Raw genomic sequence first — 24,967 nt, 5'->3', positions numbered from 1 at the left:
TATTTATCTGTATCCAAACATCTTGGATAATAATAAACTCTCCGAAACCACTAACTCTATAAAATTCTCATTAACAAATTTCTCATATCTGTAGGAAGGAACTGCCACACTTATTGCCGCTAGTGCCTCTCCCTTAAAATCAAGTATCGGTGCAGCTATACACTTAAGTCCCTCAACATATTCTTCATCATCAAAACTATAACCCTTTTCTCTAATCCCCTTTAACTCATCAAAAAACTCATCCTTGTTAATATGAGTATTGAAAGTATGTTTTTCGAGCTTTGTATCTTTTATAATATTCTCCACCTTTGCACTAGGAAGATGGGCAAGTATAGCCTTACCAAGCCCCGTACAATATGATGGAAGCCTCTTTCCTATAGGTAAATCTACCTTAATAGTTGCAGAACTCTCAATTTTATCAATGTATACAATACTGCATTCATCTAGTATAGCAAGATTTACCGTCTCTCCTGTCTTTTCTGCTAATTCCTTAATAATTGGCTGTGCTATCCTTCTCAAGCCTAAATCCTCAACGACTTTATTTCCTAACTCAAAAAGCCTTAGACTATTATGATATCTTTGAGTCGTAGAATTCTGATCCACCATATTCTTTTCCTTTAGGGTAGATACAATTCTAAAAACCGTACTTTTATCTAAATCTAGAGTGTTTGCAATTTGTGTTATTCCTAACTCATGCTCTCTCCCCAAAAGCTCTAAAATATCTACTGCCTTTATAATCGATTTGACTAAGTTGTTACGTTTCTCCATTCCTACCATCCTAACCCGATATTAATTATTCTTCCTATCCCCAAAATAGCTTAATAGTATCTTCATCAGGCTTCTTACCTAAGTATGTACCTACTATAAAAGCAAGTAGTGAAATAACTAAGGTTTGAACAATTTGATGCATTCCAAGATATTTTACCTTGGCAATTGTAAAGTACATAAATGATCCCACTCCGGCAATTATTGAGAATAATGCACCCATGGCATTTGCCCTTTTCCAATATAGTCCTAAAATCGTTGGCCATAGGAAGGCTGCCTCTAGTCCTCCAAATGCAAAAAGATTTATCCATACAATTAGCGACGGAGGCTTTATAGCAAAGATAAATACAAGTGCTCCAATAATACCTGTGGTAATAAGACTCATTTTGCTCAGTTTCTCAGCACTAACATTTTTATTACCATAATTCAAGTATAAATCCTTAATAATAGCTGCTGAAGCTAGGATAAGCATAGAGTCAACGGTTGACATTATAGCCGCAAGAGGTCCTGCAATAAATATTCCCGCAAGGATCGGATGCATAACTTTTACAGTAATTCCAGGAATAGCACCATCTCCAGCTAATCCAGGAACAACTACTGAACCTAAAACTCCAATCAAGTGCATTCCAAGCATTAAGAAACCAACTACAAAGGTACCCACTATCATGGCATTATGTAGAGATTTTGAGTCTTTAAAACCCATACATCTGACAGTAGTTTGAGGAAGTCCCAAAACACCTACCCCAACAAGTATCCAAAATGATAGAATAAATGGCTGAGAAATCTTACCTCCCGCCGTAGGTGTTAAAGCTGCTGGGTTTGTTTCAGTGAGCTTTGTCATTATATTTTCCATTCCTCCACCAGCCTTTAAAACACCCATAAGAAGGAATACCGTCGCAAAAAGCATTACTACACCCTGTATGGCATCTGTAAGGGCAACTGCTCTGAAGCCACCTACAGTAGTATATATAACAACTGTTATACCAAATAATATAAGACCAACAATATATGGATAACCTGTAATCGCTTCAAAAAGTTTTGCTCCCCCTATAAATTGAGCTACCATTGCCGCTGCAAAAAATACAAGTATGGCAATCGACGAAAGAATAACAACTGCATCACTTTTATATCTTGCCCTTAAGAAATCTGTAACTGTAACGGCTTTTATCTTCCTTGCTACAACTGCAAACTTCTTACCTAAAACTCCAAGTGTTAAAAATGCCGTCGGAACCTGTATCATGGCAAGCAATATCCAGCCAAATCCTAAACTATATGCCACACCTGGCCCGCCTACAAAGCTGCTGGCACTAGAATAAGTCGCTATAAGTGTCATGGCTAGAACAAATCCACCCATGGATCTTCCACCAATGAAGTATTCCTCAATAAATCCTTCTCCACTGGTTTTCTTCGATTGTTTGTTTGAGTATACTGCTATACCGAAAACAAATACTAAATATACGATTAATGGTATAATCATTTGTGAATTTACCATATAAATACCTCCCTTAAGCTATTTCTTTTCTTCATCCAGTGGAATTTCAACAAAAAACTTCTTAACTATAAACCAAGTTGCAAATGAGATAACTACATATCCTAATATACAACTAAAGAAGAACCAACTTGGCATACCCATTATATAGTTATAGTCTTTAGGATCCTTTAATCCTAATCCATATGCAAAGCCATACCACCAAATAAAGAAAAATACATATAGTCCAAGGCTCATAAGAGCTTCCTTATTCATTTGCTTATTTTTTTCTCTTTCTGTCATCTTCTTCATGATTTACCTCCATTCTGTTGTCTCTGAATAACATTTAAACCCTGCTAGGGGTGTTGCTAGCCTTATTGCCCTAAGCACTGCTTGCTCCATTACCCTTGCAGCTAATAGACCCACGGAATTCACATCGGCTTCAACTTTGCCTGCAGCCATGGTAAATATTGTATCTCCATCAAACATTGAGTGCGCTGGCCTCATTGTTCGTGCGTATCCATTATGGGCCATAGATGCGACCTTGTTTGCCTGTGCTTTATTAAACTTAGCATTTGTAACAATCGCCCCTATTGTTGTATTCCCACTAAATAGATTCTTTTTATTATCATATTGTTTAAGTATTTCCTTTTCAGTGCCTCTGAATGTCTTTTTATTATCATCTAAAAGACCGGCTATAATTTTTCCATTCTGTGGATCAACGATATCGCCAAGACAGTTTACAGCAACTAGAGCACCTACCTTCAAATCCCCTACTTGAAGCGCGTAGGTTCCTAGTCCACCCTTCATGGCATATTCATTGCCTAGTAGCTTACCAATAGTAGCTCCTGTTCCAGCCCCAATACTCCCCTCGTGGCATTCAAGCTTTTCAGAGTTAACACATGCCTCGTAACCCATTTTCTTATCTGGCCTAATCTTATGGTCTCCGGCCGTTAGATCAAATAATACTGCACTACATACAATCGGAACCTTCGTAACTTGAACATCAAAGCCTATATCATTTTCTTCAAGATATTCCATTGCACCTGAGGCTGCATCAAGTCCAAAGGCACTGCCTCCCGCAAACATAACTGCATGTATTTTCTCAACAAGGTTTACGGGATCTAAAAGATCAGTCTCTCTAGTTCCCGGTGCTCCACCTCTTACATCAACTCCTGCACTTGCCCCTTCTTCACATATGATCACAGTACATCCCGTTGCTGCTTCTAAATCTTGGGCATGACCTACACGGATACCATCGATTTCGGTAAATTTAATCTCTTTCATTTTATCAACTCCGTCATAAAGATAATCCTAACCCATAGTTATAACCTTAATAATTGCTATAATTACACCTGTAACACCTTCTCCTCCCAACATACCAGAAGAAATAATTATGCCTTTTTCGTTAAATTCAGGTTTCAACTTTGATACTATAAAGTTTATTAGTCCACCAATAAAGGCCGTTGTAGATATAAACATAGGAAGATATATACCTATTCCAAGTGTCATACCTGGTATGTTTAACAAGTACAGAACCAATCCTACTATAAGCCCAGCAATAAAGGCTCCTTGATTTGGAAGGCCTCCTACCATTGTAGAAACTGCGTAGGCCTGTGGTGCTGGCAGTTCTGTTCCTGGCCCCATGGCTCCATATGCTTTAAACATCACAAAGAGAACTATTACAGACACAACTGCACCAATAATCCCCCCAATAGATTCAGAAACAAGCTGGGCCTTAGGGTTAGTTTTTAAGATATACCCAGATTTAAAATCATTAAGTACGTCGCCTGTTAGTCCACAAGCGACAGCCACAACACCAGCTATTAAGAACGCTTCTGTTCCACCTGACTTTGTTACTGCCTTTATAGCTAGAAGCACAATTATACCAAATATCTCCATAGGATTTATACCGGTTTGACCTGTAATAGATGCTGCCATAGCAGTAGTTAGCCATACGCCAATTATAGTTAAAATACTCGGTACTAATCTCATCTCAGTAAAAATAGTTAAAATAAAAGCTATGAGTGCAAATACTATAGGTGCCCATTTAATGCTTACCCCGCCTTCTTTAGTGGCTTTTCCACTTATAATTGGTCCATATATCTCCTTTGCTTTAGGTATTATTCCCTTTACCAGTATTCCAAAACCTGTTCCAACCATTAATCCAATTCCAAGACTATTCTTAAATGCCGTTGCTACAGCTACATCGGCAAACCAACCCGCAGATACACCTACAGGAATTATAAAGAAGTAGGCTAAAATGGCTCCTAAAAACCATACACCCGTAAACAAAGGCCCGATTATGTATCCGATAGCCACTGCCATAGGTGAAATCCATAAACCAAATTGTATATTCTTCTCCCAAAGCTTTGTAGCCATCCATGCCCCTGGAATCTTTCCAAACCAGTCCCTAATCGCCGTAAATACAGCTGTTGCTCCTAAGGTTGTAAAAAGTGTTTTTGCCTTTCCTCCACCTTCATCTCCCGCTAGAACAGTTTCAGAAGCGGCAATCCCCATCGGAAATGGTAGTTGTTCCTTTTCAATAAAGTATTTTCTTACAAGGGCTGTAAAAATCACACCTAAAACTGTTCCCGAAATAGTAACGAATAATAAGGTGATGAATTTTACCTCCGCATCGGGATTGAGCATCCAAATACCAGGAATTGTAAAGGCCAATCCACCTGCTACCATTGAACCAGCTGACATTGCAGTATGTGTAACATTAATTTCGTTAAGGTTAGTATTTTTAAGTATTTTTAAAATCGTCATCGACATAACTGCAACAAATATTGTGGGCCATGGAAGTGCACCCATTCTTAGTGCCACATACATCGAACTTGTGGTTATGATTATTGCACCTATCGCTCCAATAATCATTCCCCTTAGAGTAAGCTGCTCTTTAAAGCTTGAAGCATACCTTACATCTCGCTTTGAACTATCCATGCTTTTCCCTCCCCCTTTTACTTTAATCTTGCTAACTTATAACTTCTAATAGCAAAGCTTTTAAAGTAAAACCCTGAAACCTACTAAACAAAAGTAGACTCTGAGGTTTCCTTCGTCGTGATTTTTAAATATCATCCTTATATTTTACATTAATTTTATCCTCAAATGGTAGAAAAACGTAATTTTTGAATTTTTAGATTTATGAGTTAAAGTTATTCATATTTATCATTTAAAAAATATAGGGCTGTAAGAGCATATATCTTCGAAATCTCAATAAGGTCTTGTATTTCTACCCATTCATCAACTTGATGGGGAATCTCCCTATCACCAGCCCCTGTCACTATTACAGGAATATTCTTTAGATATGATAAGAATGTACCGTTTGTTGCTCCAGGTACCCCATTATATATAGCTTCCTTATTCATAACCTCCTTATGAGCCTTTGCAATTGCTTTAACCACAGGTTCATCCTTAGAGGTTTCTGTCCATGGCCTATCATCAAGAATCTTCATCGTTGCATTGAACTTCTCATCTCCATCGGGATACTGCTTTTGAAGCCTGTTTATGATCCCCTTAATCTGTCTTTTTATAGCTTCATGATCTTGCCCAGGTACTGTTCTAATGTCAAGTGTTAGATAACTATTTGCCGGTACTACATTTATCTGCGCCACTCCCTTTACTGGAGATCTAAGCATTGTAGGAGTAAAACTTGGCCAACCTAGATACTCATGTTTTTCTAATCTATCCTTTTCAAAGTTTTCAAGTTTTCTTAATTCAGTTATTATTTTTGCAACACCCCAGTTGGGATCATTACCTGACAAAGGCATTGCACCATGTGACATCGTTCCATGGACAATTATTTCTACTCGCAGCGCTCCTTTTTGAAATATGCAAAGATTCTTTTCCTCAGGTTCACATATTACTGCTGCATCAACCTTATCTGCCCAACCTTTTTTTATAAAATCTTTTATTCCAATCATTAATCCTTCTTCATCTACTGTTATACACAAAAGAATATTTCCATTAAAATCTATCTCTGAGTCCTTTATCGCTTTTACAGCAAATATTGAGGCAGCAAGATTCCCCTTTGTATCGTTTGTACCTCGTCCATACATTCTATCTTTTCCATTGACCTTTACGATTTCTCCTCCAAAGGGATGATATGTCCATATGTCATAGTTTCCTGCAGAAACTACATCCTGATGACCTTCAAATAAAATAGTTTTCCCTTCCTTTCCACCTCTCAGAAAAGCAATAATGTTTGAACGTCCCGGAACTACGTCTTCAATATGTACCTCGAATCCCTCCTGCCTTAAAAATCTCGAAATATATTCAGTGACTTTTGATTCATTCATTCCTTCAATTTGTGAATTGAAGACGCTCTCTATCCTTACTATATCTTTTGTAAAATTAATTAATCCCTTTTCATAAAGAATGTCTAACACTTCTTTGTATTTCATTATGCTATCACATCCTTACCTTTAATAGATGTTAAACCTTGTTTCGCATAGTGATACACTATGTTGTATTATGATATTACAATCTATTCTACAAAGCTAAAAATATTCCTTCAGAATTTTTAGAATTTTTTAATAATTTTTCCATAATTTTAATTCTTTACAAATTTATGTATAAAACGACTAATCCGGCTATATTTCTCAAAATCTACATTAAAAAACTCAGTCCACACTAGTTGAACTGAGTCTAAGGTTACTAAGAAACCCAAATTTCTTCGTTGTTACTTCAAGTAAGAACACTTTCGTATGTCTTAATAGTTTCAATTAGCTTGCTACACTATTCCGGCCTGCATATTTAGCTTGAAATAAAGCTCTATCAGCGCCGTATATAAGTTCTTCAGGCGAATTATATTCCTTAGGGAATAAGGTTGCTGTTCCTAAGCTCACCGTAACATAAGGAGAAACACCAGAGTGTTCATGGTCAATTTCTAAGGACTCAACCTTTTTTCTTATCCTTTCAGCTACTCTTAGGGCTCCTTCTCTATCAGCTTCCGGTAATACCACAACAAACTCTTCTCCACCATATCTGGCAACAAAGTCAGCTGGTCTTTGGGTAGAAGTTAAAATAGCTTTAGCTACTCTTTCAAGACACCTATCTCCAGCTTGATGACCATAGTAATCATTAAACTCCTTGAAATGATCTATATCTATCATAATTAGTGATAGTGGTTTTTTTGCACGTACAGCTCTTTTCCACTCAATTTGTACATTTTCTTCAAAGCTTCTTCTGTTTGAAATCCCCGTTAGAACATCAACAGATGATAGGTGTTCTAATTTACTGTTTAGTTCCCTAAGCCTAAGAAGCTCATCGACCTTTTCTTGAAGCATTTCTGCTTGCTTTTTTAGCTGTTCTTTCTGTCTATGCAGCTCAATAAATACCTGTACCTTACTCTTTAATATCAGAGGTTCTATGGGCTTGAATAAGTAATCCACCGCTCCTATTTCATAGCCCTTAAACATGCATTTTTCATTTTTATTTATTGCAGTTACAAATATAATTGGAATATGTCTGGTCTTCTCAATGCCTCGCATAAGCTCAGCCGTTTCAAATCCATCCATTCCAGGCATTTGTACATCAAGAAGTACAAGAGCAAAATCATGTTCAACCATTAGACTCAGCGCTTCGTTTCCTGAAGTTGCCTTTATAATATTTAAGTCCAAATCCTCCAAGATTCCCTCTAATACAAGTAAATTCTCCGGTCTGTCATCTACTATAAGTATATTTATTTTATCTAGGGATATCATCTACCCACCCCCTCAAAGCCTCTCTTATTTCTAACAACGTTTACCTTTAATCTCCAAATTTTTTTCTAAATATATTCTCTTCTGTTATATATGACTCATATTTATCGTAGCATTTAGTAAATTTAATACTTTCTCTAGATCCTAAGCCTAAAAACCCTCCATAGCATAAGCTATCATAAAACAGCTTAATTACATTATTTTGAAGTTTTTTATTGAAGTATATCAAAACATTTCTACATATGATCATATTCATTTCTCCAAATACACCATCGGTCACGAGATTATGATCTGCAAATATTATTTTTTCCTTGAGATCCTTATGAAAAATCACAGAATCATACTTAGAAATATAGTAATCTGCAAAAGAGTGTTTTCCGCCGGCTTCAGAGTAGTTACTCTGACATTTCATTATATTTTCAATTGGATATATACCTTCCTTTGCCTTTTGCAATACATTTTTATTGAAGTCAGTGGCATATATTTGAGCCTTATCATATAGACCTTCTTCCTTTAACAAAATAGCCATAGAATATACCTCTTCACCGGTCGAACATCCCGCATGCCATATTTTTATAAAAGGATAGGTTTTTAAAACAGGTATTACTTCTTCTCTAATAGCCTTGTAAAATGATGGATCACGAAACATTTCGGTTACATTTATTGAGAAGTCACGCAACACTATGTAAAAAAAATTATTATCATAAAGGATTCTATGTTGCATTTGAGAAATCGAATCAATATTAGATAAGACTAATCTATGCTTTACGCGTCTTTTTATATGTTCCCTAGAGTAATTTCTAAAATCGTAGCCGTATTTTTGGTATATGGCCTCTAGTAGAAGTCCAATTTCTATATCTTCGCTTGCAATATCTGATAGATTTTCCTTATTTATCATTTATACAACCACACCTTTAAGAGAGAAATTAGTTTATCTATATCAACTGGTTTGGCTAGATAGTCATTGGCACCAGCTTCAATACACTTATTTTTATCTTCCTTCATGGCCTTTGCAGTAAGGGCTATAATCGGAATCTTACGATATTTTTCCATCTTTCTTATTTCGCCTATAGCAGCGTATCCATCCATTTCAGGCATCATTATATCCATTAAAACAAGATCTGTATCATTACTTTCTAATAATCTTTCAATACCTTCTTTACCGTTCTTACCCACAATAACCTTTATGCTCTTTTTTTCTAGAATACTTGTAAGTGCAAAGACATTTCGCATGTCATCATCGACTATAAGGACTTTTTTCCCTTTTAAGCTAACTTGTTTTTCATGATCCTTGCTTGCTATTTCATTCTTTTCTGTCATTTTTGACGCAATGCTATGGAGAAATAAAGATACCTCCGACGTCAATCTCTCCATGGACCTTGGCCCTTTTATAATAATGGTTTCAGCATATCTCTTTAGCTTGACTTCTTCATCCCTTGACAGTTCCTTACCCGTATATATTATAACCGGTATCTGTAGTAGATCTTCTTTTTCTAGCATCTCAAGCAACTCAAGTCCAGACATATCTCCTAATCCAAGGTCAAGTATCAAACAGTCAAATGAATGTTCTTTAAGAACATTATATGCTTCCTTACCTGAATCAACAGCTGTAGTTTTAGCACCTTGATTATCCATGAGCTGTGAAATACTAAATCTCTGATTCTTGTTGTCCTCAACTATTAATATATTTTTAAACTCTTGTCCATTTATTTTATTGGTATTTGCAAACACTTCATTAATATCTTCTAAGCTTATTGGTTTTTTAAGATAACCTACTATTCCTTTTTTTATTTCATCTCCATCATTATTTTCATATCCACTTATAACATGTACCGGAATGTTATTGGTTATAGCATCATCCTTTAGTCTTTTTACTACCTCCCAACCATCAATTCCAGGAAGACCAATATCAAGAATTATTGCTATGGGTCTATGCTCTATAGCTAGCTGAATTCCTTGTTCTCCGCTTCTAGCCTCCAAGCATTTAAACCCTTTTTCCCTTGCTAGTTGGCTTAGTATATGAGAAAATTGCTGATCATCTTCTATAATCAAAATACAATTTTCATTTAGTTTGAAGTCATTTTTACTTTTATTCACTTCATCACTTATCATTTCATTATCTATATTTTTAGTAAGAGCAATTTCTTTAACCGTCGATGACATTAAACCCTGATTGAACTCTTTCTTATAATCAGTCTCCTTAGTAACATCTAGTTCTGGAGATAGTCTTTCAGGTAAGATTAGTGCAAATGTAGTTCCCTTGCCTTCTTCGCTGTCTAAAATAATCTCACCACCAAGAAGCTTGGCAAACTCTTTTGAAATAGATAGTCCAAGACCCGTTCCACCATACTTACGACTTATAGTTCCATCGGATTGTTTAAATGCTTCAAATATAAGCTTCTGCTTGTCCTTTGGAATTCCTATTCCTGTATCGCTAACAGCAATCTTAACAGCCTTTTTATAGTCAATTCCGCTACTAATCTCATTCTCATTAGGTCGTGTAATATTTACAGTTATACCGCCCTTTTCGGTAAATTTAAAAGCATTGGAGATTAGATTATTTACTATTTGCTTGACTCTTTGATCATCTGTATAAATATTTTCAGGCACTTCACTAAAAATATCTACATTGAACTTAAGGCCTTTCTGTGCAGCAACCTCTTTAAATGACCGTTCTACATCATATATCAATTCTCTTAAATTCATATTTTCAAGATTAACATCCATTTTACCCGCTTCAACCTTCGAAAGGTCAAGTATATCGCTTATAAGGTTTAATAGATCGGATCCAGAAGAATATATTGTTTTGGCAAACTCTAAATCTTTTGCTGTAATACTAGTGTTTTCTTCTTTATCCGATAGTAACTTTGAAAGAATGAGTATGCTATTTAATGGGGTTCTTAATTCATGGGACATATTGGCTAAGAACTCAGACTTGTATTTATTGGCAAGCTCCAAATCGATAGCCTTTTCTTTAATTTTATCCTGAACCCTCTGAAGTTCTTCGTTCTTTTTGTTAATTTCATCTCTTTGACTTTTTAAATCCTCTGTCTGCTCCTCAAGCTCTTCATTAATAACTCGAAGCTCTTCCTGCTGATCTTGAAGGCGCGACTCTGAATCCTTTAATGCAAATGTCTGCTGCTCCAGCTCTTCATTTGCCTGTCTAAGCTCTTCCTGTTGTAATTGTAATTCCTCAGTCTGCTTTAAACTTTTTTCAAGCAGTTCTTCCATTTGAGTACGTGACTCTGCTGAGTTTATGCTAACGGCAACAATATGACTTATTATCTCAATGAATTCTATCTGGGTATCAGAAAACTCATTAAATGATCCTAATTCCACTATACATTTTACCTCATCGTTGTAAGAACAAGGTGTTACCAAAATATTATTAGGAGCAGCCTCACCTAAGCCAGAATTGATAGTAATATAGTCCTGTGGAATATTAGATATAGTAATAGTTTGCTTTTCTAGTGCACATTGACCTACTAAGCCTTCTCCGACTTTAATCTCATTAGAAAGATTTTTGCGCTTTTTATATGCATAACTGCTAAGCATTTTGTATGTATCATCTTTTGTTTTTACATAGAATGCACCTACCTGAGCATCTAAGTATTTACTAACATATGTAATGATATTGTAAGCTAGGTTTTTAATATCTTGTTCTCCACTTACCATCTCATTTAGCTCTGAATGTCCAGTCTTTAACCAGTTCTGTTTTTCACTTTCATTCATAATATCCTGTAACTTTTCCATAAACCGGTTAAAATAATTGGCCATTTCTCCTATTTCGTCGGAGGAATCAGCTTTCAATCTTACTTTTAAATCTGCTTCTCCCTCAGATATCCCTTTAAATGTATCTGTAACCGCTCTCACAGGACCTATAACTATTTTAATAATTCCAATTGACACTAAAAGAAATAGTATTATAGCTACAATTGAAAGGGTTCCCATTATACCAAGATACTTATCATTTGTTTGTTTTACCTTTGGGCCAACTTCATTTTGCTCTTTAACAATAGATAGTTTTATATCTTCAGCAGTGCTAGATATCTTTGCTCCAATATCATTTAAGCTGCTAGTTATCTCATTTCTACTTTCAATTATCGAAATAATTTCGTCAAAATACTTAGTGTATGAATCCTTTCCATCTACTATTTGAGTAATTACTTCTCTTTCCCTTTCGTTATGGGCATCTTCATCAAGATCTTCTATAAAGCTATCCATTTTAGAAAACTCTTGGAAAGCCACATCAATAAAACCATCATTATTATCCTCAAGATATTTTACGACATTTAACCTTGCTAATAATAAATGCTTCTGAATCTGTCCAACACTATATAGAAGTGATTCATTCTCTTCTTCATACGCTAAGTTTGTTAATTCTACTAGATTTTTTTCTAGTTTTGATCCAATAATAACTAGATAATCATTAAGTAACTTATCCCTCTTGTCCTGATAATCTGAAATTTGGCTAAATCCCTTTCTATACTCTATGGCATAGTCTAAAATCTGCTCTATTTTCTCTTGTCTTTCAGGATCTTCTATGTTAGCTCTAGCCTCATTGATTAGATTTTCCACCTTTTTAAACTCTTCTTCAAACTGCTTTTGCTCAGATCTATCTCCTGTAGCAATAAAACTCTTGAAATGGATTTGGCTATCAAGTAAAGTAGCTTGGATTTTCCCTGCTAACACATCATTCTTCGATATCTTTCTATAGTAAGAAAAATCAGTACTATTATTTCTCAATCCAAAGTATCCAAACAGAATTGTTAAGAGTAATATTATTATTAATGATCCAAAGCCAATGAAAATCTTTGTGCCTAATTTAAACTTCTTAAAAAACGACATAACAACCTCCTTCGTCTTATATTTAAACTGACTATGTTGTCATTTTTATAATTATAAGTTTCTTAATTCTCAATACTCTTCGCTCTTTATACGATTGTACCATCCATCAAAGTAATACTCAATACGACAAAAAACATATATGTCATTGATCTTAAGAGTCTTGTGTCAAATATTGACGTTTTGTAAATATTCCTGCAAAATGGAAGAATATTTAAACCCAAAGAATAAAAAAGTCTAACTCTACTTTAGATGAGTTAGACTTTAGAATATTAACCAATAGTTATATACAATTACTTTAGATTCGGCATTCCTTTAAGTTAGCTATCATTTTCTTGAATTCCTCTGGAGTAAGGGATTGTTGTCCATCACTAAGTGCATTTTGAGGGTCTATGTGGACCTCAATCATAAGTCCATCTGCCCCACAGGCTAAAGCACCTTTTGCCATTGGCTCAATAAGTTCTTTACGTCCTGTACCATGACTTGGATCTACTATAACTGGTAGACCAGTTTCGCATTTCATAATAGGTACAGCAGCCAAATCCAGAGTATTTCTTGTATATACTTCAAAAGTACGTATTCCTCTTTCACAAAGAATAACATTCTTATTTCCGTAGGCAGCTATGTACTCAGCAGCCATTACCCATTCTTTTATAGATGCGCTCATTCCTCTCTTTAAAAGAATAGGTTTATTGATTCCTCCAATTTCTTTAAGAAGTGAATAATTGTACATGTTTCTAGAGCCTATCTGTATGATATCTGAGTACTCTACCGTAGCCTCTAGATTTTTTTCATCCATAAGCTCAGTTATTATAGGAACACCAATCTTTTCTCCAGCTTCCTTCAAATATTCAAGACCCTTAAGTCCAAGTCCTTGAAAGGTATACGGACTTGTCCTAGGCTTGAATACGCCTCCTCTAAGTACATCTATACCGACTTCCTTTAAGGCTAGAGCTGTTTCCATAACCTGCTGCCTTGACTCTACCGCACATGGTCCAGCCATAAATATAGGTGGATTGTCTCCTCCGATATTTAGTTTGCCTACCTTTACGACTACTTGCTCTCCAGTTAAAATCTTTTTATCCTTCATAATCTATCTTCCTTATTTCTTCGCCATCTAGACTTTTTAATATTTCACTAATACTTTTATCATTAATTTTAATTTCCGATGTAATCTCATTTAATGGTATCATAACGAAGGCTCTTTCAGTCATACGTGGATGAGGAATAGTAAGTTTTTCGTCCTCCGATTCAAACCCTTCATATAATAGGATATCAACATCTATTGTTCTTGGACCCCATCTAACTATTCTCTTTCTCTTTAGCTTTTCCTCAATGAGATTACATAATTCTAAAAGTTCATAGGGCTTTAAGGTAGTATCTATTTCTAAAACTACATTTAAAAACCAGTCTTGGTCTTCATATCCTACAGGCTCAGTTTCATAATATGAAGAAACCTTTGTAACTTCGATCTTCTCATGGCTTTTCAAAATATCGATAGCACTATCAATATTTTCTTTCGTATCACCAATATTGCTTCCAAGTCCTAAGTATGCTTTAGACATCTCTTTTTCTCCTTATTTCTACACCAAAATAATCGTATATACCGTTTACAGGAGCCTCTGGCTTTCTTATTTGCACACCTATTTCATTTACTAAAGGAAAACTATCTAATACTGTAGATGCAAGATTCTCTGCAAGTGCTTCTAAAAGTTTAAATCGTCTCTTTTCTACAATATCCTTCACAATATTGTATACTTCACCATAATGTATTGTATCAGTAACTTCATCACTTATGCCAGCTTTTTTTAGGTCAGCATAGAGTTCTATATCAACAAAGAATTTTTGACCTAAAACATTTTCTTCCTTTAGAACACCATGATACCCAAAAAATGCTAGGTTTTTCATTATTATTTTATCCATCTTATAAGCACCTCACAATAGCATCTGTAACCTTCGCTGCTCTTAAGTTCTCTGTGATATCATGAACCCTTACTATATCTATCCCTTGCATTATGCCCATTACAGTTGTGGCAACGGTTCCGTCTACCCTTTCCTTAGGCGGTAAATCCAGTATCTTTCCAATCATCGACTTTCTTGAGGTTCCAAGTAAAATAGGATACCCTAAATCATTCAGTTCTCCTAGTCTAGCCATAACTACCATGTTCTGCTCCGGTGTCTTGCCAAATCCTATACCTGGATCAAGTATTATGTTCTCTTTCTTTATCCCTGCATTTAGAGCTATATCTATAGATTTTTTAAAGAAATTACATATCTCCTCCATAATATCCTTATCATAGTCTGTCCCATTTTGGTTATGCATCATAATAACGGGTACATTATACTTAGCAACTACCGATGCTATATCGGGATCCCTCTGCAGTCCCCACACATCATTTATAATATGGGCTCCGGCTTTAAGTACTGACTCAGCCACAGTAGCTTTATAAGTATCTACTGATATAGGTACATCTATTTCCTTAACAAGTCTTTCAACAACAGGCAGAACTCTTTCAAGTTCATCCTCGGCTCCTACCTCAGCGGCTCCGGGCCTTGTTGATTCACCTCCGATATCTATTATATCTGCTCCTTCTAAGACCATCTCTTTAGCATGATTTACAGCTATATCAACGCTGGTAAAATCTCCTCCATCGGAAAATGAATCGGGAGTAACGTTCAATATTCCCATTATATAAGTACGGGTTCCTAGATTAAGTTCATATTTTCCAGCATTTATATCTACTTTTCTATGAAATCTATAACTTATATTTCTCATTAAGTTTCCCCCTCGCTATCTACCAAAGTTAATAAGCGACATAGCTTCCGCACGGGCTTTGGCATCTCTGTTGAATAATCCTCTTACAGCAGAGGTTACCGTTTTAGATCCTGACTTTTTGACACCTCTCATGGTCATGCACATATGCTCAGCCTCTACAACTACAATTACACCGTGGGGCTCAAGCTTTTCCATTAGGGTTTCAGCAATTGTTGCTGTAATTCTTTCCTGAAGCTGAGGTCTTTTTGCAACGGTATCCACCACTCTAGCAAGCTTACTAAGTCCAGTTAATTTGCCATTCTTAGGTAGATATCCAACATGTGCCTTACCGAAAAAAGGAGCAAAGTGATGCTCACACATTGAATAGAATGGTATATCCTTAACTAAAACTAGTTCTTCGTGGCTTTCGTCTTGGAAGTATATTTCTAGATGCTTTCCTGGATCTTCCGTTAATCCTGCAAATATTTCCTCATACATTTTTGCAATTCTTCTTGGAGTATCTACCAATCCTTCTCTATCTGGATCTTCACCGATAGCTTCTAGAATCTCTCTAACCGCTTTTTCAATTCTTTGCTTGTCCATTTTTTTCCCTCTTTCTACATTTTAATTAAATCTACCTGGTATGGTACCTTCTTTTTATCAAACTCAACTTTTTCATATAATCTATATTAATGGAAATTTCTTTCTTTTCCAAAACTTTATAGTTCCACCATAGGGCTTTAATACATAGTTTAATATCTCATCAAGTTTTTCAAGCTTTGAATTATAATCTTCTTGAATAAAGTCCTTACATAAAATATATAAGGTATTATCAATTTTCTCTATATTGTTTAATATTTTTTTATCCTTAGGCATCCAATAACCATTAAGCTTAAAATATGAAGCAAGTATATTATAGAATAGATTATTTATTAAGAAACTCACATTTAATACGTCATCTTTTCTAGATAATATATCTTCATAATCTTGATAAAGCTTATATCTTATATAGTTTACTTCATCGTTCTCAAGCTTCGGTGGTCCTATCTCATGTAAGGATTTTATCTTCTCTAAAAATTCTTGTAAGCTCTTATTAATATTATATACAATCCTACACTTTTGTAGTGAATTAATTAAAAAGGAAAGTTTTTCATCAATCCCTTTTTCGAAGGACTTAAGAGACATATATGATATATCAAATAGTACACCTTCAGACTCTGCAACCTCCCTTTGAAACTCATAATTTTCATCGGTAATAACAAAGAGATCTATATCCCTTAGGGTATTAAAGCTACTCTTTTCTATATTTGCTCCTGCACCTATTAGTAAAATGCTAAGAACCTTTTCAGCTTTAATTATCTGCTCTATCTTCCTATCATATACTTTTCCTTTATCCATTATAAAGCTCCTTAATCTCCTTTATTAAGGTCTTCGTTATATTATTATTCTTCATATCATACTCTATATCTTCTAGACTGCATACAGGCATAATATCCATCAATGAATTAGTTATAAAAACTTCATCGGCATCATATAGCTGTTCTTTTTCATAGCTGCCTATATTAAGTTCCAAATTCAATCTATTTATTATACTTATAACCTTCTCTCTAAGGATACCCAATAAGATTCCACACTCAACATCAGGAGTAAAAATTTTATTATTCTTTACGAAGAAAATGTTTGATACTGTTCCTTCACATGTTTTTTCATAAATATTTAAAAATACCGCTTCGTCAAATCCCTTCTTCTTCGCATCTTGCCTCGCCAACAAATTTTCTAAATAATTATTGGATTTAAGATAAACGATGGGTGAATGGGGATTTCTTTTAATATCTGCAAAGCAAAGCCTAAAACCTTTTTTATAATGCTCTTCATTATAGTCGTTTTCTCTAGAGCTTATCAGCAAAATATAGCTGCTTTTATTTTTAGAGTAAGATACTCTTATAGCACCATTACTTAATTGATTTTTTTCTATGAGCTCACAGCAATATTCATATAAGGTGTCCTCATTATATATAATCTCAAAATCTAAAGTACTGCATCCTTTTTTTATTCTTTTCATATGCTCTTCAAAAAAATATTGTTTTCCATTAACGACCTTTATGGTTTCGAAAAGTCCAAAACCATACAAAAAAGCTTCGCTTAATGGAGAAACCTGTGCATCCTGGCTCTTTAAAATTTTTCCGTTAAGGGATATATACATAACAACACTTCCATCTTTTGTATTCTAATGCAATTATGTTATTTACATTAGATTATACATCCTCGAAATAATTAGAGTCAAACATAATATTTTAGTTTATTTTAACATTTTAAAGTCTAAATTACGTCTCTAAGTTTTGATTATTTTTTCCTATGAAATATATTACATTCTGTAACTACCATATCCATTGGGATATCGTAATTATCTGTAGGAACAGATTTTATAATTTGATTTTGGTAGCAAATTGCGATTGCTGGTATATTCTTCTTTCTTTTGACTAAAAATCTATCGTAGTATCCACCACCAAATCCTAGTCTATTACAATTTTCATCGAAACCTACTCCCGGTATAATTATTGAGTCAATATTTTCTATCTCTACTGTTACCATTGAATCCTTTTTAGGCTCCCATATACCGTATTTATTTTTCTTAAGGCCTTTTCTTTCAACATCCAATTTGCAGGGTATAATCTGTCTATTATCTACCACACAGTAGGGGATTACTACTTCCTTACCCTGTTCAAAGCACCAATCAATAAGTTCATTAGTCTCTACCTCATTCTTAAAGCTTAGATATATCATAACTACTTTACTCTGTTTAAATTCTGGAATCTTTATTACATTTTTCATGATTTTCTTGCTTAGTTTTTCTACTGTCTGTTTCTCCATTACTTCTCTATTTTTCAACAGATTTTTCCTTAGTTTTTTCTTACCTTCCAAATTACTCCCCACCTTTAATTATCATAAAATGACATCAATAAGCTATATTTCTTATTCTACAATAAGTTAGGTAAACCTAGTATAATTATTTTTCTAATTCCTTGAATTTTCTATGAAATATTTTAACTTATCCAGGTTAGTTACCTATGTTTGTTGGGTTTTGGTACTTCTTTTTCTCTTAAGCTATACAGGATTACCTACAAATCAAGGAACGGTTTATCACCGTTCCTCATCAATATTTTCTGTCTAAAGAGTTTGTATCTTAAGTATTAAATTCTTAATTGTAATAAATTCGTTTATAATGTTTTTTTATGAAAGTGATTAATAAGTCTTTATAACTTATCATAGCACTCCTTGACTAGGGGTCTCCTTAATTAACTAATCCTCTTTTTGCCTCTTTAAGGAAAATCAAATAATAGAATATTGGTACAATTACAGCTCCACCTATTAAGTTCCCAATTGTTACAGGTATTATATTGTTTATCCAAATCTGTGACTGAGTAATTTCTGCTCCTACATACTTTCCTACATAGATAAAAAACATATTTGCAATACTATGCTCATATCCTGATAATACAAATAACATTATTGGAAACCAGCAGGCAAATATTTTACTGGTCATATCCTTCGCTCCAGTAGCTAGCCAGACTGCAAGTACAACTATGATGTTACAAAGAATTGCTCTTGACAGTACAGATCCAAGACCTAAACTAGTCATAATAGTTGCTTTCTTAGTTGCAATTGCTATTGCCTTATCTGTAATTGCCCCTGTATAAAGCCCTGTTTTAGCAACTAGTATCGCTACTGCTATTGATCCAATAAAATTTCCTATATATACAAGTGTCCAGTTTCTAAACATATCTTTATAATTGTATCTTCCAGTCATAACACCTAAAGTCATCAGATTATTCCCTGTGAAAAGCTCAGCACCAGCCATAACTACAAGCATAAGTCCTACAGGGAAAACAGCCGCTCCAATTAGCTTTGCCAATCCTTTATCTCCTACTAATGCGCTCATTGTCGTTGATCCAACTGCTCCAAATGCAATAAACGCTCCAGCTAAAATACCTAAAAGCAATAATGATAAGGATGATTTAGTGGCTTTAGCATGACCTGTTTCAATCGTTGCTTTGGCTATTTCTAATGGTGTAAGATAATTTTTATTATTCAATCTATCATCTCCTATTTTCTTATAAAATTAGTCTTCTTCATATAGAATATATTTTACTCAGTAATAACTATATCCATTGGATTATCGATAGGAATTGGCTCTACAATTTCATTTCGATAACAGGCTGCAATTAACTAATATTTTTTTACTCTACTCATAATTTTACAATATATTTTTTTAGCTTTGTATGTTACTTTTTTACAAAAAAACAGATATAGTTTAATAAATTTAACTATTTGTTGAGTAACATATCTACAATTATTTTGATTGAAAAGGGGGTGTCTCATAATGATGAATTTCAAAATCTTGAACTCCATCCATTCTGAAACACCCCAGGGCTGAGCTCATGAAATTTCTTTATAAGATAGCCCTTTTTCTATTATAAGGTCTTTAACCGATGTTCTCTTTTTGATAATCATTTACCCAAAAGTCTGCATTTTCAATTCCTAATTTTTTAGGATCAAATACTGGGTCTTTCCCTTGAGCTTTCTGCTCTTCATAGTCATCAAGGGTTTTAAATCCAACTTTTTGTAAGATTAGTATGGCAATAATATTTACCCATGCCATTACTCCAACACCTAAATCAGCTAGTCCCCAAGCTAATTTTGCAGTTTTTACAGCTCCAAAGAAGGTAGTAGCCAATATAAATATTCTAGTTGCATTTATAACCCACTTACAATTCCATTTCTTTTGTAGATAAGCCGCATTTGTTTCACCTATATAATAGTAGGCTAGTAGTGAAGTAAAAGCGAATAATAACAGTGAAATTGCAACAAAGGCACTTCCAAAGGCGGGGAAAACTGACTCAACGGCTTTTTGAGTGTAGATAGGTCCTATTCCTACACCTGGTAAAGCTTCTCTTATAAATCCTCCAGCTGGATTTTCAACATTATACATACCTGTTATTAAAATCATAAATCCTGTAGCTGAACAAACGAATAATGTATCTATATATACTGAAAAAGCTTGAACTAAACCTTGCTTTGCTGGATGGGATACTTCTGCTGCAGCTGCAGCCTGTGGTCCAGTACCTTGACCGGCTTCATTAGAATAGATTCCACGCTTAACTCCCCAAGAAATTGTCATACCTATAATTCCACCAAATGCTGGTTCAAGGGCGAATGCACTCTTTATGATTAACATAAATACTCCCGGAAGTGCAGAAATGTTCATAACGATAATGATAAGAGCAATAATTATATATCCGGCAGCCATAATTGGAGCAACTATCTCAGCAACTTTACCGATACGCTTAACTCCACCTAATATTATTAGTGCCAGAGCTACTACTAATACTATCCCTGTAATCATAGGGTTTAAACCAAAGGCATTCTCCATTGCTATAGCAATACTGTTGGACTGTGTTCCTGGCATTAATATTCCTAGTGCTATTACTGCAGAGATAGCAAATAGAACTGCATACCACTTTACACCCATTCCCTTTTCAATATAGTATGCAGGACCGCCTCTATATTGTCCGTCTTGATCTTCTTTATAAACCTGTGCTAAAGCTGATTCTATATAGGCTGAGCCTGCTCCTAAGAATGCGATTACCCACATCCAGAAAAGTGCTCCTGGTCCACCTAAGGCTATTGCTGTAGCCACACCTGCAATGTTACCAGTTCCAACACGACCTGAAACTGAAATAGCTAAGGATTGAAATGAAGATACTCCTCTTTCAGAATCTCCACCATCAATCATCAATTTTACCATTTCTTTTATATGTCTAATCTGTAAAAAACGTGTTCTAAATGAAAAGTATAATCCAGTTAATAAACATAAACCAATAAGGGCTTTACTCCAAATTAAACCGTTGAGAGCATTTACGATATTCATCATCTTGCTTTTCCTCCATTTTTTTATTTGGGCAAATTGCATAATTACGTTTTAACGAACTTAATTCTCTTTCCGATCTTGTAATTATGCAATTCGCAAAAATCTAGATTATTAATTTTTTCTTTTATAAAATTTATGCCCTTCAGATTAGTCAGTTGTTATTCAAAGTATCCAGGATATAGTGGGAATTTTAATGCTAGTTCAGCTGCTTTGTCTTTAACTTCGTTCAATACTATTTCATTATCAATATTTTCAGCTACTAGGTTTATCATTTCAGCTATTTCTTCCATTTCTTTTTCCTTCATACCCTTTATAGTCATTGCAGTAGTTCCTATTCTTACACCACTAGTTACCATAGGCTTTTCTGGATCGTATGGAATCATATTCTTATTAACAGTTATACCAACAGATGCTAAAGCTTCATCTAATTGCTTTCCAGTAAGGCCCTTTGGTCTAAGATCTACCAATAACAAATGATTGTCAGTTCCACCGGATACTACCCTGAATCCTTTTTCTTGTAAAACTTCAGCTAACCTTTCTGCATTTCTTACTACTTGCTTCATACAGTCTTTATATTCATCAGTCATTGCATTTTTAAATGTAAATGCCTTTGCCGCCATTGTATGAAGATGGGATGATCCTTGAACTCCTGGGAATGTTGCTTTATCAATCTTTTTACCAAATTCCTCTTTAGCTAAAATGAATCCTCCTCTAGCTCCTGCAAGGGTTTTTGTTGTAGTTGAAGTAACAAAGTCAGCATGAGGCACTGGAGATGGATGTATCCCTGCTGCAACAAGACCTGCAACATGAGCCATATCTACTAGGAAGTATGCATCTACGGATTTAGCAATCTGAGATATTCTCTCATAATCTATAAATCTTGGGTAAGAACTTGCTCCTGCAACAATAAGCTTTGGCTTGTGCTCCTTTGCTAATCTTTCAAGTTCCTCATAGTCTATAAGCTCAGTTTCCTTGTCCAATCCATAAGATATAAAATTATAGATTTTCCCTGAGAAATTAACCTTACTTCCATGGGTTAAGTGGCCACCTTGGTCTAGTCTCATACCCATTACTGTATCTCCTGGATTGATCATTGCTGCATAAACACAGTTATTCGCCTGTGAACCAGAATGGGGTTGTAAGTTTGCATACTCTGCTCCATATAATTCTTTAGCTCTTTCAATCCCTAGAGTCTCCATCTTGTCTATTACGTGATGTCCAGCATGGTAACGTTTTCCAGGAAAACCTTCCATTGTCTTATTTGTAAGGATACTTCCTTGGAGTTCCATTATTTGAGTTGGTACAAAACTCTCTGAAGCAATCATCTCCAGTCCTGTTCTTTGGCGCTGAAGCTCTTCTTCAACTATTTCATATAGTTCGATGTCCTTTTCTTTAACTGTTTTCATCATCTTTACTAGTCCCCCTTAATTAATAATCTTTTACTACATAAATATTGAATCCAAAGCTATTTTTTTCTTATAAGTTCCACCTCCTATTTGGGTTAACATTTATGGCCGTTTAATGTTTTTTTATACAATTCAATTATTCCATAATATTCTGTCTAATTATATTAACTAAATTAACCCTTTATTGAACAAAAGTGATATTTAGCTGCTAGCGACTAGCTGCTGGCTACTAGCTTTAATCTTGTCGATACTTTTGAGTCTTTAATAACAGTTTCTAAGCAAAAAAATTAAACCTTTATGCTAAGATATACTCTCTTAGTCATAAAGGTTTAAGTCTATATAAATCTAGCTTTTGATGTGTGACAATGAAATTTCATACACAAAGGTAGACTCTGAGGTTTCCTTTTGGCGATTTTTATGAATCTGTTTTAACCTTTATTCTTCAATTCAAAACAGGTTCATAGCATGAGCCAAAAGGATTCTCAGTGGCTACCTGAGTAAATTAAACCTATCGATCACACATCCTATATTAAGCTACTTGCTTTTTACATGCTTCTAGTACGTGTCTAAGTAGAATAGCTGTGGTTACAGTTCCTACTCCTCCAGGTACAGGCGTAATCCCCTTTACTTTCTCGTTAACCTTTTCAAAATCAATATCTCCACATATCTTTCCATTTCCATCATCATTAATACCAACATCTATAACTAGAGTATCTTCCCCAAAATACTCTTCCCCAAATAACTTTGCCTTTCCTACTGCCGACACAACAATATCAGCCTTTGAGGCGATTTTCGGTAGATCACGGGTTTTTATATGACAAACGGTAATTGTGGATTCTTCCTTTAGAAGCATCATAGCTAGTGGTTTTCCTACAACCATACTGCTGTTAATAATTACAGCATTAGCTCCTTCTAACGGAATCTCATAGTGCTTCAAGATTTCAACCACGGCCTCAGGTGTACACGGAGGAAAACCTTCATTGTCCCCTTCAAATACTCTTCTCAAGTTCTCAGGATTAATGCAGTCAACATCCTTGTGAGGATCTATTAAATGCTTTATAACATCTATATCTAGCTGTTCAGGTAAAGGTCTAAACAGCATGATACCGTGAATGCTTTTGTCTTCATTAACCCCCTTTACTAAACTACAGAATTTTTCCATATCAATATCAGGCTCCACTTCAAAAACCTTGGTCTTTATTCCTACAGATTCGCAGTTTCTTATGATGCTTTTTTCATAGAATACATCGTCGGCTCTATTGCCCACCCTTATTATACCTAGAGTAGGCTCTATTGCTTGTTCCTTCATCAATATTGTTTCCTCGCTTATCCTTTCCTTTAAAGCCTCTACAACAGGTTTTCCCTTCAGAATTTTTGCCACGTTTCTACCTCCCTGACAATTCCTTTTCAATATCTATATATAGTCTATCTGCCTTTTCAAGGATTTCCTTCTCAATAATTGACAATTCCTTTTCAACTAAATCCTTAAGCTTCTCATTTTTCATTAGTTTAGTATTTATTAGAACATTTAACTTTGCCCCTTGAAAGGCAGCCTTACAAAATATTACTCCAACACCTACGTCGCTTATGGCCATTTTAGTACCTTTTTTAGCAAACTCTTCGTGTAGGTCTACTGCTTTTAAGCATAGCCTCGCAATTTCCAAAGGCACAATAGTAGCGTCAACCAATGCTTTTTGCAGTGCTTCTTCCTTTACTTTCCGCTCTTCATCGGTATTCTTAGGAAGTCTATAGGCCTCTGATAACGGAAAAAATACTTCCGCGTCTTTGCTTACTAACCGTTCAAAATCATATATAATTCCTTCAGACAATATAAGCAGCTTTTCTATATCTTTCTCAAATTCCTTATACTTTTTTTTCCCTAGAGTTAAGTTTCCTACCATAGCTCCTAATGCTGTTCCAAGAGCACCTAGATACGCACATGCTCCTCCTCCACCAGGAACTGGTTCCTTTGAAGAAAGTTCCTTAATAAAATCCTTACAACTTTTCTCTAGCATTATTATTCCTCCTTAAAAGTGGGGCGTCTCATAATGGCGAATTTCTGCGCTATTTGAACTTCACTCATTCTGAAACACC

22 protein-coding genes are annotated in these 24,967 nt (G+C 34.9%); all 22 read right to left on the bottom strand.

The window, feature by feature from the left end; translation table 11 throughout:
- Positions 1-3 precede the first annotated feature (3 nt).
- The 22 genes from R9X47_RS23435 to R9X47_RS23330 all read right to left on the bottom strand — a co-directional run bounded on the left by R9X47_RS23435 (position 4) and on the right by R9X47_RS23330 (position 24,888).
- Positions 4-768 carry an IclR family transcriptional regulator gene (locus tag R9X47_RS23435; RefSeq protein ID WP_432663508.1) on the bottom strand — a complete coding sequence of 255 codons (765 nt, stop codon included), beginning with the start codon at positions 766-768 and terminating at the stop codon, positions 4-6.
- 34 nt (positions 769-802) lie between these two features.
- The gene (panF, locus tag R9X47_RS23430) at positions 803-2,257 is read right to left on the bottom strand and encodes a sodium/pantothenate symporter (RefSeq protein WP_432663507.1); all 1,455 of its coding nucleotides are present in this window, start codon (positions 2,255-2,257) and stop codon (positions 803-805) included.
- Between the two features lie 18 nt (positions 2,258-2,275).
- Positions 2,276-2,545, bottom strand: coding sequence for a YhdT family protein (locus R9X47_RS23425; protein WP_432663506.1), 270 nt, complete (start codon positions 2,543-2,545; stop codon positions 2,276-2,278).
- A gap of 3 nt (positions 2,546-2,548) precedes the next feature.
- Positions 2,549-3,520 carry a P1 family peptidase gene (locus tag R9X47_RS23420; protein WP_432663505.1) on the bottom strand — a complete coding sequence of 324 codons (972 nt, stop codon included), beginning with the start codon at positions 3,518-3,520 and terminating at the stop codon, positions 2,549-2,551.
- 27 nt (positions 3,521-3,547) lie between these two features.
- Positions 3,548-5,179, bottom strand: a complete 1,632-nt coding sequence (locus R9X47_RS23415) for an OPT/YSL family transporter (RefSeq protein ID WP_432663504.1) — start codon at positions 5,177-5,179, stop codon at positions 3,548-3,550.
- 212 nt (positions 5,180-5,391) lie between these two features.
- Positions 5,392-6,639 carry a M20 family metallopeptidase gene (locus R9X47_RS23410; RefSeq protein ID WP_432663503.1) on the bottom strand — a complete coding sequence of 416 codons (1,248 nt, stop codon included), beginning with the start codon at positions 6,637-6,639 and terminating at the stop codon, positions 5,392-5,394.
- 321 nt (positions 6,640-6,960) lie between these two features.
- Positions 6,961-7,941: a diguanylate cyclase domain-containing protein gene (locus R9X47_RS23405; RefSeq protein WP_432663502.1), complete on the bottom strand. Its 981-nt coding sequence runs from the start codon at positions 7,939-7,941 to the stop codon at positions 6,961-6,963.
- A gap of 46 nt (positions 7,942-7,987) precedes the next feature.
- Positions 7,988-8,836, bottom strand: coding sequence for a CheR family methyltransferase (locus R9X47_RS23400; RefSeq protein ID WP_432663501.1), 849 nt, complete (start codon positions 8,834-8,836; stop codon positions 7,988-7,990).
- Positions 8,833-12,786, bottom strand: a complete 3,954-nt coding sequence (locus R9X47_RS23395; protein ID WP_432663500.1) for a response regulator — start codon at positions 12,784-12,786, stop codon at positions 8,833-8,835. The genes R9X47_RS23400 and R9X47_RS23395 overlap by 4 nt, the downstream gene beginning before the upstream one ends.
- 295 nt (positions 12,787-13,081) lie before the next feature.
- Complete coding sequence (aroF, locus tag R9X47_RS23390) at positions 13,082-13,873, bottom strand: 3-deoxy-7-phosphoheptulonate synthase (RefSeq protein WP_432663499.1); 792 nt, start codon at positions 13,871-13,873, stop codon at positions 13,082-13,084.
- Positions 13,863-14,348 carry a 2-amino-4-hydroxy-6-hydroxymethyldihydropteridine diphosphokinase gene (folK, locus tag R9X47_RS23385; RefSeq protein WP_432663498.1) on the bottom strand — a complete coding sequence of 162 codons (486 nt, stop codon included), beginning with the start codon at positions 14,346-14,348 and terminating at the stop codon, positions 13,863-13,865. Before folK ends, aroF begins: the two co-directional genes overlap by 11 nt.
- Complete coding sequence (gene folB / locus R9X47_RS23380) at positions 14,341-14,706, bottom strand: dihydroneopterin aldolase (protein WP_432663497.1); 366 nt, start codon at positions 14,704-14,706, stop codon at positions 14,341-14,343. The genes folK and folB overlap by 8 nt, the downstream gene beginning before the upstream one ends.
- Before the next feature lies 1 nt (position 14,707).
- Positions 14,708-15,559 (bottom strand): dihydropteroate synthase, encoded by an 852-nt coding sequence (folP, locus tag R9X47_RS23375; RefSeq protein WP_432663496.1) that lies wholly within the window; start codon positions 15,557-15,559, stop codon positions 14,708-14,710.
- 15 nt (positions 15,560-15,574) lie between these two features.
- Positions 15,575-16,141, bottom strand: a complete 567-nt coding sequence (gene folE, locus R9X47_RS23370) for a GTP cyclohydrolase I FolE (RefSeq protein ID WP_432663495.1) — start codon at positions 16,139-16,141, stop codon at positions 15,575-15,577.
- A gap of 81 nt (positions 16,142-16,222) precedes the next feature.
- Positions 16,223-16,936 (bottom strand): hypothetical protein, encoded by a 714-nt coding sequence (locus R9X47_RS23365; RefSeq protein WP_432663494.1) that lies wholly within the window; start codon positions 16,934-16,936, stop codon positions 16,223-16,225.
- The gene (locus tag R9X47_RS23360) at positions 16,929-17,741 is read right to left on the bottom strand and encodes an aminotransferase class IV (RefSeq protein ID WP_432663493.1); all 813 of its coding nucleotides are present in this window, start codon (positions 17,739-17,741) and stop codon (positions 16,929-16,931) included. The genes R9X47_RS23365 and R9X47_RS23360 overlap by 8 nt, the downstream gene beginning before the upstream one ends.
- Before the next feature lie 140 nt (positions 17,742-17,881).
- A complete protein-coding gene (locus R9X47_RS23355) occupies positions 17,882-18,460 on the bottom strand; it encodes a 5-formyltetrahydrofolate cyclo-ligase (RefSeq protein ID WP_432663492.1) in 579 nt (192 codons plus the stop codon).
- Positions 18,461-18,830: 370 nt separating this feature from the next.
- Complete coding sequence (locus tag R9X47_RS23350) at positions 18,831-19,631, bottom strand: formate/nitrite transporter family protein (RefSeq protein ID WP_432663491.1); 801 nt, start codon at positions 19,629-19,631, stop codon at positions 18,831-18,833.
- Between the two features lie 390 nt (positions 19,632-20,021).
- On the bottom strand, positions 20,022-21,470 hold the full coding sequence (locus tag R9X47_RS23345; protein ID WP_432663490.1) for an alanine/glycine:cation symporter family protein: 1,449 nt from the start codon (positions 21,468-21,470) through the stop codon (positions 20,022-20,024).
- Positions 21,471-21,625: 155 nt separating this feature from the next.
- Positions 21,626-22,876, bottom strand: a complete 1,251-nt coding sequence (gene glyA / locus R9X47_RS23340; RefSeq protein WP_432663489.1) for a serine hydroxymethyltransferase — start codon at positions 22,874-22,876, stop codon at positions 21,626-21,628.
- A gap of 526 nt (positions 22,877-23,402) precedes the next feature.
- The gene (locus tag R9X47_RS23335; protein ID WP_432663488.1) at positions 23,403-24,254 is read right to left on the bottom strand and encodes a bifunctional 5,10-methylenetetrahydrofolate dehydrogenase/5,10-methenyltetrahydrofolate cyclohydrolase; all 852 of its coding nucleotides are present in this window, start codon (positions 24,252-24,254) and stop codon (positions 23,403-23,405) included.
- Positions 24,255-24,258: 4 nt separating this feature from the next.
- Positions 24,259-24,888 carry a cyclodeaminase/cyclohydrolase family protein gene (locus R9X47_RS23330; RefSeq protein WP_432663487.1) on the bottom strand — a complete coding sequence of 210 codons (630 nt, stop codon included), beginning with the start codon at positions 24,886-24,888 and terminating at the stop codon, positions 24,259-24,261.
- Between the last annotated feature and the right edge of the window lie 79 nt (positions 24,889-24,967).

The organism is Wukongibacter baidiensis (assembly GCF_050888315.1).
GTDB classification, from domain to species: Bacteria; Bacillota; Clostridia; order Peptostreptococcales; family Caminicellaceae; genus Wukongibacter; species Wukongibacter baidiensis.
This window is presented reverse-complemented; position numbering and strand designations above follow the sequence as displayed.

Excerpts from the sequence above, each read along its gene's own strand:
- R9X47_RS23435 (WP_432663508.1), bottom strand. The coding sequence starts at position 768 with ATGGAGAAACGTAACAACTTAGTCAAATCGATTATAAAGGCAGTAGAT.
- panF (WP_432663507.1), bottom strand. The coding sequence starts at position 2,257 with ATGGTAAATTCACAAATGATTATACCATTAATCGTATATTTAGTATTT.
- R9X47_RS23425 (WP_432663506.1), bottom strand. The coding sequence starts at position 2,545 with ATGAAGAAGATGACAGAAAGAGAAAAAAATAAGCAAATGAATAAGGAA.
- R9X47_RS23420 (WP_432663505.1), bottom strand. The coding sequence starts at position 3,520 with ATGAAAGAGATTAAATTTACCGAAATCGATGGTATCCGTGTAGGTCAT.
- R9X47_RS23415 (WP_432663504.1), bottom strand. The coding sequence starts at position 5,179 with ATGGATAGTTCAAAGCGAGATGTAAGGTATGCTTCAAGCTTTAAAGAG.
- R9X47_RS23410 (WP_432663503.1), bottom strand. The coding sequence starts at position 6,639 with ATGAAATACAAAGAAGTGTTAGACATTCTTTATGAAAAGGGATTAATT.
- R9X47_RS23405 (WP_432663502.1), bottom strand. The coding sequence starts at position 7,941 with ATGATATCCCTAGATAAAATAAATATACTTATAGTAGATGACAGACCG.
- R9X47_RS23400 (WP_432663501.1), bottom strand. The coding sequence starts at position 8,836 with ATGATAAATAAGGAAAATCTATCAGATATTGCAAGCGAAGATATAGAA.
- R9X47_RS23395 (WP_432663500.1), bottom strand. The coding sequence starts at position 12,786 with ATGTCGTTTTTTAAGAAGTTTAAATTAGGCACAAAGATTTTCATTGGC.
- aroF (WP_432663499.1), bottom strand. The coding sequence starts at position 13,873 with ATGAAGGATAAAAAGATTTTAACTGGAGAGCAAGTAGTCGTAAAGGTA.
- folK (WP_432663498.1), bottom strand. The coding sequence starts at position 14,348 with ATGTCTAAAGCATACTTAGGACTTGGAAGCAATATTGGTGATACGAAA.
- folB (WP_432663497.1), bottom strand. The coding sequence starts at position 14,706 with ATGGATAAAATAATAATGAAAAACCTAGCATTTTTTGGGTATCATGGT.
- folP (WP_432663496.1), bottom strand. The coding sequence starts at position 15,559 with ATGAGAAATATAAGTTATAGATTTCATAGAAAAGTAGATATAAATGCT.
- folE (WP_432663495.1), bottom strand. The coding sequence starts at position 16,141 with ATGGACAAGCAAAGAATTGAAAAAGCGGTTAGAGAGATTCTAGAAGCT.
- R9X47_RS23365 (WP_432663494.1), bottom strand. The coding sequence starts at position 16,936 with ATGGATAAAGGAAAAGTATATGATAGGAAGATAGAGCAGATAATTAAA.
- R9X47_RS23360 (WP_432663493.1), bottom strand. The coding sequence starts at position 17,741 with ATGTATATATCCCTTAACGGAAAAATTTTAAAGAGCCAGGATGCACAG.
- R9X47_RS23345 (WP_432663490.1), bottom strand. The coding sequence starts at position 21,470 with ATGATGAATATCGTAAATGCTCTCAACGGTTTAATTTGGAGTAAAGCC.
- glyA (WP_432663489.1), bottom strand. The coding sequence starts at position 22,876 with ATGATGAAAACAGTTAAAGAAAAGGACATCGAACTATATGAAATAGTT.
- R9X47_RS23330 (WP_432663487.1), bottom strand. The coding sequence starts at position 24,888 with ATGCTAGAGAAAAGTTGTAAGGATTTTATTAAGGAACTTTCTTCAAAG.